The following is a 12405-nucleotide window of genomic DNA, read 5'->3' as shown; positions in this document are numbered from 1 at the left end:
GGTTGCAGGTTAAGACATGACACCTGCGGCGCGCGTCCAGGCTTCGATCGAGATTCTGGATGAGATACTGGGCAGAGCACCCGTTGAAAAGGCCCTGACCGGCTGGGCGCGCGGCAGCCGGTTTGCCGGGTCCAAGGATCGTGCAGCGGTGCGGGATCATGTGTTTGACGCGTTACGCCGCAAACGATCTTTTGCCGCGCTTGGCGGTGCATGTACCGGGCGCGGCCTAATGATCGGGGCCGTGCGGGCGCAGGGTGGTGATGTAAGCTCCGTGTTTGCGGGCGACAGGCATGCTCCGCCGCCTGTAAGTGCCTCCGAAACCGCGCGTGCTTTTGAAAGCGATGCGGAAAGATTGGACATCCCTGAATGGCTGTGGCCGCAGTTTTGTGCCTCGTTGGGCGCGGATACGGAAGCCGCTGCAGAAGCTTTGCAGAGCCGTGCGGGTGTTCATCTGCGCGTGAACCTTCTGAAAGCCGATCTTGCGTTGGCGACCGAGGCCTTGGCTGCGGAGGGCATCGCCGCAATCCCGCATCCAATTTGTGAAACGGCGCTTGATGTCACGGACGGTGCGCGCAAGATCGGACAAAGCCGTGCCTATACAAACGGGCTGGTTGAATTGCAGGACGCTGCGAGCCAAGCCGTTGTGGCGGCGCTGGATGTGCAGCCGGGTATGCGTGTTCTGGACTATTGCGCCGGCGGCGGGGGTAAATCGCTGGCTCTTGCTGCGCACAGAGATGTCACCGTGTTCGCCCATGACGTGAATGCAGGCCGCATGCGGGATTTGCCCAATCGAGCGGAGCGGGCGGGGGCTGATATCACCTTGCTCAGCTCTGGTGAGCTTGCAGACCATGGGCCGTTTGACATCGTGCTTGCCGATGCCCCGTGTTCTGGCAGCGGGTCCTGGCGGCGTGCTCCGGCGGGGAAATGGGCCTTGACCGGGACGCGTTTACACGAATTGACGGATATTCAAGCCCAAATATTGAATGACATTCAGGGGTTTGTGCAGCGCGATGGTGTTCTGGCCTATGCCACATGCTCGATGCTTGACTGTGAGAACGGCGACATTGTCGAGGCGTTTTTAGAGACCAACCCCAACTGGCAGCAGTCTTTACGCCAATCGTGGCGGGTAACACACGGTGTGGATGGTTTCTTTACGGCACACTTGACGCGGTAGTAGGGCGGGATCTAGCAACTTCAGGTAGAGGCTCGTGCGACTGGATTCGTTAAGCGGGTTTTAACCAATTTAAGTTCCTGATGCCCCAACGCCCTTTTGACCGAGCCATTGATGTCCGACATTGCCGATTTACCCTATCAACCGCGTTCTGATACGGTCCCTTCTATACAACGTATTGCTGCACTGGCCCTGCTGGCGCTCGCACTTGTTTTGGCACCCAGCACGAAACTTGTATCCCCGGATTGGGCCATGGGGCTTTGGGTTTCAGGTGGATCGCTGGCAGTGATTGCGCTGATTGCTGTTCTCAGGGTGGCGCTGAGCAACCGATCTGTACAGAGATCGACCGCCGTGATGGCAGCCTTTGCGCAGCAGGATACGTACCCCTGTTTGATTGCCAATGCCGAGGGCGAAATCCTGATTGCCAATGCGGCTTCCTATCAAAGGCTCCGCGCGATGCCAGGTGAGGCACTGACCCATTGTCTGCGCCCCGTCTTTGCCAACCCGGCGGCGATCTTACTGCGCCTGCAATCGCGGGCGCAATCACAGGGCCGGGCGCACGAACATGTGGTGACGCTTGATACAACAATCCCGGTATCGGTCTTCCGGCTATGTGACGGGCTGTTGTGTTGGCGTTTTCGATTTGAAGAGAGCGGACCCTGGGACTCAGTGTCTCTGCCGGTTCTGACCGAAGGGCGAAACGGTGATGTATTGCGACTGAACCGCGCCGCTGAACGTCTATTGGGTTTTCTGCCAGAAACCATGGATCAGGTACTGCCCGAAGTTGGCAATGAACAAATCGGTATCATGCGGCTCTGTACCAAAGCCGGGGATCAAACCGCGGTCGTGTCCGAGTTGTCCAACTCGAGCACAGGGCGCAATCTGGCGCTGGTTCCGTTGGCCGCCCCTCCTAAACAGGGGATCGGGACGCATTTCAACGATCTTCCCGTGCCGCTTTTGTGCCTGTCCCCTGACGGGACGATCCTGCAAGCCAACCGGCTGGCGTTGAAGCTGTTGGGTGGCGGTGAACTCACCGACACTAACATCAGCACCATCATGCAGGGCTTGAACCATCCTGTGTTAGAGTGGCTGGCTCGGACGGCAGCGGAAGAAGAAGCGCATCGGTCCGAGTTTCTGCGTCTTAGTCGTGATGACAAAGAGGTATTCATACAAGTTACACTCAGCCGTGTTCACAAAGATGGTCAGGTATGTTTGATCGCGGTTCTGAACGATGCGACCGAGTTAAAAACGCTTGAGGCGCAATTTGTGCAGGGACAAAAGATGCAGGCTGTCGGGCAGTTGGCGGGCGGTGTTGCGCATGATTTCAATAACTTGCTGACCGCCATCTCAGGCCATTGCGACCTGCTGTTGCTGCGGCACGATCAGAATGATCCCGACTATGCGGATCTCGTGCAGATCAACCAGAACGCCAACCGGGCTGCGGCTCTGGTCAGCCAGCTGTTGGCCTTTTCGCGCAAACAAACCTTGCGCCCCGAGGTGCTGGATATGCGGGATACGATCTCGGATCTGATCCACTTACTGAACCGTCTGGTCGGGGAAAAGGTACATCTGACGCTGAGCCATGACCCCGTGCTCAAACCCGTTCGGGCCGATAAGCGCCAGCTCGAACAAGTGCTGATGAATCTGGTGGTCAACGCCCGCGATGCCATGCCCGAAGGCGGTGAAATTCGGATTGAGACTGAGGTTCTAACCCTGACGAACCCGTTGACGCGGGACAGAGCCACGGTCGAGCCGGGCGAATATGTCACCGTCAAGGTCAAGGATGGCGGTATAGGAATACCGGCCGATAAGCTACAAAAAGTGTTCGAGCCGTTTTATACGACCAAACGCACCGGCGAGGGGACTGGTCTGGGCCTGTCTACCGTCTACGGTATCGTGAAACAGACAGGTGGATTTATCTTTGTCGACAGCGTTGTTGGGCACGGCACGAACTTCACTCTTTTGCTCCCGGTTTGCAAAACCGCCTCTGAACCAGAAGTGATCGAAGATGTATCGCATAGCCCGCAGACCGCCCGTCAAGGTGAAGGGGTCGTTTTGCTGGTCGAAGACGAGGCTCCGGTCCGCGCCTTTGCAACCCGCGCTTTGCGCCTGAAAGGCTACACGGTGCTCGAGGCCGAGTCCGCCGAGGATGCCCTGAACATATTGGACGACCCTGAATTGGTCGTTGATGTTTTTGTAACCGATGTGGTGATGCCGGGCATGGATGGTCCGACCTGGGTTAGCAAGGCCCTGGAATTCCGGCCCGATGCGCGCGTTGTCTTTGTGTCTGGATACACCGAAGGCGCGTTTGGCGATTCCGGACCGCAGATCGCCAACTCGACCTTCCTGCCTAAGCCGTTTTCACTGAACCAACTGACCGAAGCCGTATTCGAAAAGCTCAACTGACGCGGCTAAAGCGCTGCGTCATGGGTCGCAAATTCTTCGGAGTGTTTATTGCGAAACATGGTCTCGGTCTCAGGCGTCAGAAACATGTTCCGGGTCGGAGAGACATTTTCGCGTGGCAGGGTGATGTCCATTTGCAGCCGCTCTTGCAGGAAGTTCAGGATTTTGTCCTGATGTTCATATTTAAAAACGTGGCTGGCGCCGACGCCGTTGTTGCGGGTGCGAAAGAACTGGTTCTGGCTGCCCACATCCGCAAATTCCGGGCGCGGGTTCTGCATATAGGCGCGGACAAACTCATCGAAGCTTAGATCACGGGTTGAATGCGGATGCCCGATACGGTCATCGCGGCTGCGAAAGCGATACCAGCTGCCCAGCCAGTCGATGGGTTCACGCACGACAGCCATGATCTCCATCTCGGTGTCATATATTTTTCGGTACATGTTTTGAAAAAAACGATCAAACCGGCGCACTGGGGCGTGTTTCAACTCGGGCGGGCCCGTGATCACCAGATCCGCGCGTGATCCGAGCGCCATGTGATAGGCGGTGCTACCTGTCTTGGGTACAGATAAAAACGCAAGGCGTTCTTTATAAAAAACAAGCATTTATCAATTCCGAGACTTGGACCGTTACGATTGCAGATTGTCGTAAACCACTCTTTAACACAATTGCCGAAGAGTAGGTTCTGTAAGTTTTAGTTGAAATGTTCTCTTTTTGGTCCCATAAGGAACAAGAGGCGAACAAAGCAGCGATTGCCGCCCGGCAAAGGGTGTGACAAAAGGGAAAGCGACAGGACAATGGCGGATCTTCTGACGATGAGCGACAAGAAAAACGCAGATAAGCAAAAGGCGCTCGACAGTGCGCTGGCCCAGATCGAACGTCAGTTCGGCAAAGGCTCGATCATGAAGCTGGGTGAAGACAGCAAACAGGATATCGAGGCCAGCTCGACCGGGTCGCTGGGTCTGGATATTGCGCTGGGAATTGGCGGCCTGCCCATGGGCCGGATTGTCGAGATTTACGGGCCAGAAAGCTCCGGTAAAACCACGCTGACGCTGCATTGCATTGCAGAACAGCAAAAACGCGGCGGGGTTTGCGCCTTTGTCGACGCCGAACACGCGCTGGACCCGCAATATGCGCGCAAGCTTGGTGTTGATCTGGATGAATTGCTGATCTCGCAACCTGATACCGGCGAACAAGCGCTTGAGATCACCGACACGCTAGTGCGGTCGGGTGCGGTGAACATGGTCGTGGTCGACTCGGTGGCGGCGCTAACGCCGAAATCCGAACTTGAGGGCGACATGGGTGACAGCAATGTCGGCGTTCAGGCTCGATTGATGAGCCAGGCGATGCGCAAACTAACCGGCTCGATCAGCCGTTCGAACTGTATGGTCATCTTCATCAACCAGATCAGGATGAAGATCGGTGTTATGTTCGGCAGCCCGGAAACCACGACCGGTGGTAATGCGCTGAAATTCTACAGCTCGGTCCGGCTGGACATCCGCCGTATCGGCGCAATCAAGGATCGTGATGAGGTGGTGGGTAACCAGACCCGCGTGAAGGTTGTGAAGAACAAGGTGGCACCGCCGTTCAAACAGGTGGAATTCGACATAATGTATGGCGAAGGCATCAGCAAGATGGGTGAATTGCTCGATCTGGGTGTGAAGGCCGGTGTGGTCGAGAAATCGGGATCCTGGTTCAGCTATGGCGATGAACGGATCGGGCAGGGGCGTGAAAACGCCAAGCAATATTTGCGAGATAACGGCCAGATTGCGCTGCAGATTGAAGATAAGATTCGCGCAGCACATGGGCTGGATTTCGACATGGCACCAGGTGCCGCCGAGGATGACGATATCCTCGAGGCTTAGTAATCGCTTGGAGGGCTGCAGAAATACCCCTGCATCCCGAAGGCGCTGAGAATATTAGGAACAGGGCGGCCCATAGTGCCGCCTTGTTTCGTTTTCGGGCAGCCTATGCTGTGGACACTCCTTAGGTGCGGCGGTAAACCTGCGCAAACCATTCTGATTGCGCGCTGAGAGAGCCCAAATGCCCACGCTGAACGATATTCGATCGACCTTTCTGAACTACTTCGCCAAGCAAGGGCACGAAGTGGTGGCGTCCAGCCCCTTGGTGCCGCGCAACGACCCGACGCTGATGTTCGTGAATTCAGGCATGGTGCAGTTCAAGAACCTGTTCACCGGCGTTGAAACTCGTGATTATCAACGCGCCACAACGGCGCAGAAATGCGTTCGCGCCGGGGGCAAGCATAACGATCTGGATAATGTGGGTTACACCGCACGGCATCACACGTTCTTTGAGATGCTGGGAAACTTCTCATTCGGTAACTATTTCAAGCCTGAGGCTATCCCTTTTGCCTGGGAGTTGATTACCAAGGAATTCGGCATCGACAAGAACCGTTTGCTGACAACGGTTTACCATACGGATGATGAGGCGTTTGAGATCTGGAAAAAGGTCGGCGTGCCCGAAGACCGGATCATCCGCATCGCTACCAATGACAATTTCTGGCAGATGGGCCCGACCGGCCCTTGCGGCCCGTGCACCGAGATTTTCTATGATCACGGCGATCATATTTGGGGCGGCCCTCCGGGATCTGCCGAGGAAGATGGCGACCGGTTCATTGAGATTTGGAACATCGTTTTCATGCAGAACGAGCAGTTCGAGGACGGCTCGATGGTCGAACTCGATATGCAGTCGATTGATACGGGCATGGGTTTGGAACGGATCGGCGCGTTGCTGCAAGGCAGCCATGACAACTATGACACTGACCTGTTTAAGACCCTGATCGAAGCCTCGGCAGATGCAACCGGAGTTGATCCTTACGGAGATGAGAATGTGCATCACCGGGTGATCGCGGATCACCTGCGTTCGACCTCATTCCTGATCGCCGACGGGGTAATGCCATCCAATGACGGGCGCGGTTATGTGCTGCGCCGGATCATGCGCCGGGCCATGCGCCACGCGCATCTGCTGGGTGCGAAAGATCCGGTTATGCACCGTCTGGTGCCATCATTGGTGCAGTTGATGGGCGCGCAATATTCCGAGTTGGGACAGGCGCAGCCGCTGATCGAAGAAACCCTGTTGTTGGAAGAAACACGCTTCAAGCAAACGCTGGATCGTGGTCTGAAACTTCTGGATGAAGAAGTGGCAGGCTTGCCCGAGGGCGCGGCCTTACCTGGCGACGCCGCGTTCAAGCTGTATGACACCTATGGTTTCCCATTGGATCTGACACAGGACGCGTTGCGTGAAAAGGGTCGGACCGTGGATACCGATGGCTTCGATGCAGCCATGGCCGAACAAAAGGCTAAGGCCCGTGCAGCCTGGGCCGGCTCGGGTGAGGCGGCGGATCAGGCGGTGTGGTTCGATGTGCTCGATACCGCTGGCGCAACCGATTTCTTGGGCTATGACACCGAAAAGGCTGAAGGGCAGATCGCGGCGTTGATCGTTGATGGTGCTTTGGTCGACAAAATCGACCAGGGTGGTACCGGCTGGGTCGTAGTGAACCAGACTCCGTTCTACGGTGAGGCCGGCGGTCAGGTTGGAGATATGGGTGAGATTAGACGTTTGGAAGAACGCGAAGATGTCTCGCGCGTGGAAGACACTAAGAAGTTCGCGGATGGTAAAGTCTATGCTCACAAGGTGACCGTAGAGCGCGGCGTGCTGTCCAAGGGCGATGCGGTCGAGCTTGAAGTTGATCACGCTCGCCGGTCCTCGATCAGGGCCAATCACTCGGCGACGCACCTGCTGCATGAAGCCTTACGCGAAACGCTGGGTGATCATGTGGCGCAGCGTGGGTCTTTGAATGCGGCGGATCGCTTGCGGTTCGATTTCAGCCACTCAAAGGCGTTGACGTCTGAGGAAATTCAAAAGGTTGAGCGTGAGGTAAACGACTTCATCCGCCAGAACTCAACCGTTGAGACCCGGATCATGACACCGGATGACGCGCGTGGATTGGGTGCTCAGGCCCTGTTTGGCGAGAAATACGGCGACGAAGTGCGCGTTGTGTCGATGGGCAAAGCGCCAACTGGCAAGGGCCAGGATGGTGAGACGTGGTCGATTGAACTTTGCGGTGGCACCCATGTGCGCCAGACCGGCGATATCGGAACCTTTGTGGTGTTGGGCGACAGCGCCAGCAGTGCCGGTGTCCGCCGCATCGAGGCGCTGACCGGGGATGAGGCGTTCCGCTATCTGTCCGGGCAGGATCAGCGGCTTTCACAAGTTGCGCTGGAGTTAAAGGCGCAGTCGGATGATGTCGTCGTGCGCGTGAAATCCTTGCTGGATGAGCGGAAGGCGCTGCAAAACGAAGTTGCGCAGCTGCGCCGCGATCTGGCAATGGCTGGTGGCGCGGGGCAGGGAAGTGGGGCCGAGGCCCGTGATGTAAACGGGGTCAGCTTTCTGGCGCAGGTTCTCAGCGGCGTCTCGGGCAAGGACCTGCCGGCTTTGATCGACGAACACAAAGCGCGTCTTGGTTCGGGCGCAGTTCTGCTGATTGCGGATACAGGCGGTAAGGCAGCTGTGGCGGCCGGTGTTACCGCTGATCTGACCGATAAAGTTTCTGCGGTGGACCTGGTCAAAGCAGCCGTTGTCGAATTGGGTGGCAAGGGTGGTGGCGGACGCCCGGATATGGCGCAAGGCGGTGGTAAGGATACCACGAGCTCAGACGCTGCGATCAAGGCCGCCGAGCAGGTATTGGGAGGATAAGATGGCTGCACTTTGGATTGCACATGTGACTGTGACTGACGCCGGCGCCTATGGGAAATATGCAGAACTGGCAGGGCCTGCGATTGCAAAACATGGCGGTGAGTTCATCGCGCGTGCGGCCCGCTATGTTCAACTGGAAGGAAAAGAGCGCCCCCGAAATGTGGTTGCGCGCTTTCCTTCGGTCGAAGCGGCGGTTGAGTGTTATAACTCAGACGACTACCAGGCAGCCTTGAATCATGCGCGCGGCGCAAGTGAGCGCGAGCTGGTTGTCGTCGAAATCACAGAGTGAGAATCATCTTGCGCGATCTTTGTAGCGCAAGCACGCGGTTTATAAGCGAAAATCGGCCAAGGCGCGAAGGATGAATCTGAGACTCTTCGTGCCGACTATCACTTCTTGACTAAATATGTTTAATTACATCGAGTTATCTCGATAACCTAAGGTTGAAACTCAGAATTCCCGTTATAATTGTGGCAATCTGACCCCAATTCTTGCCCAACTTTGTCATGGTAAGTGACGAATTTCCGCCCTTTTTCCCCGTCAAGTTCATCCTAGATTGCATCGCGGGCCATGTTTACGGATATTTTCTGAAAACAGGGCAGTGTCCGGTTTGACTGCAATCGCATGGTTGAACACGGATTGGGGATCAGGAATGAAATCGATCGGCACGAAACTCATGCCTGTCTTGGCGCGCGCGACGTTAGGGTCGAGGCACCTTGTATGTGCAGCCGCTCTCTTGCTTGGCACTTTGGGGGCTGCGCCAGCAGTGCAGGCCTCCGAGGGTGCGTTTATCACAATCGTTTCAGCCTCTCCTCCGCCTTCCGGAGCGCGACAGCTGTGCCGTCAGTATGACTGGGCTTGTGCCACCAAGCGGTCTGGTAGGTTGACCAGCCAGCAGGAAATGCAGATCGTCCAGCGTGTAAACCGTCATGTTAACGCGACCATTCGCGAAGTGACGGATCAATCGCAATACAAAACCCGTGAACGTTGGGCACTTCCAACGTCTCGGGGCGGTGACTGCGAAGACTTTGCTCTATTGAAAAAGCGTGACCTGATCGCGGCAGGCATTGACCCCAGAAGGCTGCTGATTGCAACTGTGTTGGATACACGTCGCAACGCTCATGCGGTGTTGGTCTATCGTTCTGACAGCGGCGATCTAGTGTTGGATAACCTGACAAACAGCATCAAGCCCTGGGCATCGACACGGTATCTGTTCCTTCGCATGCAGGATCCCAAGCAACCCCGTCGTTGGGTAGGTGTATTCGGAAGTAGCTAAACGCTTTTGTTTGTTGTGAAATAGAGAACACCAGCCGCGAGTTACGCAGCTGGTGCTTTTTTGAAGCTGTATCAAACGTTGTTGTTCGGGGCAGGGTCGTCTGTTGTGCCGGTGGCGCCCACGTCACCAGTGCCGCCACCTGAGCCACCACCGTCGCCGGTGCCGCCGCCATCACCCGAGCTGGAACCACCACCGGTACCGCCGCCGTCACCCGAGCCACCACCCGAGCTGGAACCACCACCGGTACCGCCGCCGTCACCCGAGCCACCACCCGAGCTGGAACCGCCGCCGGTGCCACCGCCGTCACCCGAGCCACCGCCCGAGCTTGAGCCGCCACCAGAGCTTGAGCCGCCACCAGAGCTGGAACCACCTCCAGATCCGCCACCGCTCTCATCAGCGGGGCCGTCACCCGTACGCTGAGGATTTGTAATCGACGCTGTGGGGAAGTCAGTCAGAACTGCTGCGAAAGCCGGGCAGGTTTGAAGCGTGCGGGATAGAATGTCTTCGAAATCAGCCCGACGCTGAATGTATCGCAGCATTCGGGCGTCCACGACCTTACAAGCGCAAAGGGTTTCTGTTGAAACCGATTGCTTTGCAGTGCGGATCGTGCAGGTCCCGTCCGAAAAGGTTGGGCCTGCTGCAAGAAAAGACGCAGATGCAGATGTAAAAACAAGGGAAAACAAACGGGATTTAATGCGCATAGCGCCACTCCTCAAAACTCATTACCAACTGCGTCGATCTTATGCACCAATCAAAACGTGCGTTGTATGAACGACGTCACACTTTGGCCCAGAATACACCTTTGTTAGGCCGAATTTACAAGAGGGACTCTTGGTGAAAGAGTTATTCTTAACTTTACTTAAAGTTGATCAGCCATGAAAAACAGGGGCTAAACCTGACCTTAGGTCAAACCGGCCCCAGTTCACCATTTTTGCGATGGATGAAAAAATGTCACACTCGTGTCATTGTTTCTAATTTTGAAACCCTGAATTTGCCACAATTTAGGCAGATTTCGCCATCCGCTTGCGCTCGTGCGGGTCCAGATATCGTTTGCGCAGGCGCACAACGCTGGGTGTAACCTCGACCAGTTCGTCGTCATCGATATAGGCGATCGCCTCTTCCAATGAGAATTGAACATGCGGTGTCAGGCGCACTGCATCATCCGAGCCGCTGGCGCGAACGTTGGTCAGCTTCTTACCTTTCAGCGGGTTCACTTCTAGATCGTTATCGCGCGAATGCTCGCCGATTACCATGCCCTGATAAACCTCGGCCTGTGGGCCCACGAACATGCGACCACGTTCCTCGAGGTTCCAAAGCGCATAGGCGACAGCCTGACCTTTCTCCATCGAGATCAGAACACCTGCACGGCGGCCAGGAATCTGGCCCTTATGCGGGGCCCAGTCATGGAACACGCGGTTCAGAACACCTGTACCGCGCGTGTCGGTCAGGAACTCTCCGTGATAGCCGATCAACCCGCGCGAGGGGACATGGGCGATGATACGGGTCTTGCCAGCGCCTGCCGGGCGCATCTCGACCAACTCACCCTTACGGGCGCCGGTGATCTTTTCGATGACCGACCCGGAATATTCGTCATCCACGTCGATCGTGACTTCCTCGACCGGTTCCAGGCGCTGACCATCTTCTTCGCGGAACAGAACCTGCGGGCGAGAGATGCTGAGTTCGAATCCTTCGCGACGCATGTTTTCGATCAAAACACCCATCTGCAATTCACCACGTCCTGCTACCTCGAAGGCTTCGCCTCCCGGGGTGTCGGTGATGCGAATGGCGACATTCGATTCGGCTTCTTTCATCAGGCGATCACGGATGACGCGCGATTGGACTTTTTTGCCGTCACGACCGGCCAGAGGCGAGTCGTTGATGCCGAAGGTCACGGTGATGGTTGGCGGGTCGATGGGTTGCGCGGGCAGGGCTTCTTCCACCTGCGGCGCGACCAGCGAGTCAGCGACGGTGGCTTTGCTCATCCCGGCGATGGTGACGATGTCACCAGCTTCGGCCACATCAATCGGTTGCTGCGCCAGACCACGGAAGGCCAGAATCTTGGAGGCGCGGAAATTCTCGATCAGTGTTCCATCGCGGCTAAGCGCCTTGAGACTGTCGCCCGCTTTAAGTGTCCCGCTTTCCACACGGCCCGTCAGGATGCGCCCGATAAACGGATCGCTGCCTAGCGTGGTGGCCAGCATACGGAAAGGTTCGTCTTTCTTTTCGGCCTGCTTTGGGGCGGGGACGTGATCGACGATCAGGTCAAACAGTGCGGTCAGGTCCTTGCGCGGCCCGTCCAGCTCCATATCGGCCCAGCCGGACCGGCCCGAGGCATACATGGACGGGAAATCCAATTGATCATCATCGGCGCCGAGGTTGGCGAAGAGGTCGAAACACTCATCCAGCGCACGGTCGGGTTCGGCGTCGGGCTTGTCGACTTTGTTCAGCACCACAATCGGGCGCAGGCCCAAGGCCAGTGCCTTGGAGGTGACGAACTTGGTCTGCGGCATCGGGCCTTCAGCCGCGTCGACCAGCAGGACGACACCGTCCACCATGCTGAGGATCCGCTCGACCTCGCCCCCGAAATCGGCGTGGCCGGGGGTGTCGACGATATTGATGCGCGTGCCCTTCCATTCGACCGAGGTCGCCTTGGCTAGAATGGTGATGCCGCGCTCGCGTTCCAGATCATTGCTGTCCATGGCGCGTTCGGCCACGGCCTGATTTTCCCGGAACGCGCCGGATTGTTTGAGCAGCTCATCCACCAGCGTTGTCTTGCCGTGGTCTACGTGAGCGATGATTGCGATATTGCGCAGGTCCATGAGAGGTCAGCCTTTGAACGGGAAG

The 12405-nt window shown here is 56.8% G+C and carries 9 protein-coding genes; 6 read left to right on the top strand and 3 right to left on the bottom strand.

Features of this window, described 5'->3' with window-relative positions:
• The first annotated feature begins 16 nt into the window (after positions 1 to 16).
• Both ACR0KG_RS12600 and ACR0KG_RS12595 read left to right on the top strand, forming a co-directional pair.
• Positions 17 to 1174: an RsmB/NOP family class I SAM-dependent RNA methyltransferase gene (locus ACR0KG_RS12600; protein WP_480827477.1), complete on the top strand. Its 1158-nt coding sequence runs from the start codon at positions 17 to 19 to the stop codon at positions 1172 to 1174.
• Positions 1175 to 1285: 111 nt separating this feature from the next.
• Entirely contained in the window at positions 1286 to 3577 is a 2292-nt protein-coding gene (locus ACR0KG_RS12595) for an ATP-binding response regulator (protein WP_480827476.1), read from the top strand.
• A gap of 5 nt (positions 3578 to 3582) precedes the next feature.
• On the opposite strand, the gene ACR0KG_RS12590 is transcribed toward ACR0KG_RS12595, so the two are convergent.
• Positions 3583 to 4176 carry a gamma-glutamyl kinase gene (locus ACR0KG_RS12590; RefSeq protein ID WP_480827475.1) on the bottom strand — a complete coding sequence of 198 codons (594 nt, stop codon included), beginning with the start codon at positions 4174 to 4176 and terminating at the stop codon, positions 3583 to 3585.
• Between the two features lie 192 nt (positions 4177 to 4368).
• Between ACR0KG_RS12590 and recA the strand changes: the two genes are divergently transcribed.
• The 4 genes from recA (at position 4369) to ACR0KG_RS12570 (ending at position 9561) form a co-directional block, all read left to right on the top strand.
• Positions 4369 to 5436 carry a recombinase RecA gene (recA, locus tag ACR0KG_RS12585; protein WP_480549140.1) on the top strand — a complete coding sequence of 356 codons (1068 nt, stop codon included), beginning with the start codon at positions 4369 to 4371 and terminating at the stop codon, positions 5434 to 5436.
• A gap of 178 nt (positions 5437 to 5614) precedes the next feature.
• Positions 5615 to 8287, top strand: coding sequence for an alanine--tRNA ligase (alaS, locus tag ACR0KG_RS12580; RefSeq protein ID WP_480827474.1), 2673 nt, complete (start codon positions 5615 to 5617; stop codon positions 8285 to 8287).
• Position 8288: 1 nt separating this feature from the next.
• Positions 8289 to 8576, top strand: a complete 288-nt coding sequence (locus tag ACR0KG_RS12575; RefSeq protein ID WP_480549144.1) for a DUF1330 domain-containing protein — start codon at positions 8289 to 8291, stop codon at positions 8574 to 8576.
• 361 nt (positions 8577 to 8937) lie between these two features.
• Positions 8938 to 9561, top strand: a complete 624-nt coding sequence (locus ACR0KG_RS12570) for a transglutaminase-like cysteine peptidase (RefSeq protein ID WP_480827473.1) — start codon at positions 8938 to 8940, stop codon at positions 9559 to 9561.
• Positions 9562 to 9632: 71 nt separating this feature from the next.
• On the opposite strand, the gene ACR0KG_RS12565 is transcribed toward ACR0KG_RS12570, so the two are convergent.
• Positions 9633 to 10100 (bottom strand): hypothetical protein, encoded by a 468-nt coding sequence (locus tag ACR0KG_RS12565; RefSeq protein WP_480827472.1) that lies wholly within the window; start codon positions 10098 to 10100, stop codon positions 9633 to 9635.
• 462 nt (positions 10101 to 10562) lie between these two features.
• The gene (gene typA, locus ACR0KG_RS12560) at positions 10563 to 12380 is read right to left on the bottom strand and encodes a translational GTPase TypA (protein WP_480549148.1); all 1818 of its coding nucleotides are present in this window, start codon (positions 12378 to 12380) and stop codon (positions 10563 to 10565) included.
• Between the last annotated feature and the right edge of the window lie 25 nt (positions 12381 to 12405).

The sequence above is a fragment of the Ruegeria sp. H4 genome, assembly GCF_056533065.1.
This window is presented reverse-complemented; position numbering and strand designations above follow the sequence as displayed.

Excerpts from the sequence above, each read along its gene's own strand:
- ACR0KG_RS12595 (WP_480827476.1), top strand. The coding sequence starts at position 1,286 with ATGTCCGACATTGCCGATTTACCCTATCAACCGCGTTCTGATACGGTC.
- recA (WP_480549140.1), top strand. The coding sequence starts at position 4,369 with ATGGCGGATCTTCTGACGATGAGCGACAAGAAAAACGCAGATAAGCAA.
- alaS (WP_480827474.1), top strand. The coding sequence starts at position 5,615 with ATGCCCACGCTGAACGATATTCGATCGACCTTTCTGAACTACTTCGCC.
- typA (WP_480549148.1), bottom strand. The coding sequence starts at position 12,380 with ATGGACCTGCGCAATATCGCAATCATCGCTCACGTAGACCACGGCAAG.
- ACR0KG_RS12570 (WP_480827473.1), top strand. The coding sequence starts at position 8,938 with ATGAAATCGATCGGCACGAAACTCATGCCTGTCTTGGCGCGCGCGACG.
- ACR0KG_RS12575 (WP_480549144.1), top strand. The coding sequence starts at position 8,289 with ATGGCTGCACTTTGGATTGCACATGTGACTGTGACTGACGCCGGCGCC.
- ACR0KG_RS12565 (WP_480827472.1), bottom strand. The coding sequence starts at position 10,100 with ATGCTGCGATACATTCAGCGTCGGGCTGATTTCGAAGACATTCTATCC.
- ACR0KG_RS12600 (WP_480827477.1), top strand. The coding sequence starts at position 17 with ATGACACCTGCGGCGCGCGTCCAGGCTTCGATCGAGATTCTGGATGAG.
- ACR0KG_RS12590 (WP_480827475.1), bottom strand. The coding sequence starts at position 4,176 with ATGCTTGTTTTTTATAAAGAACGCCTTGCGTTTTTATCTGTACCCAAG.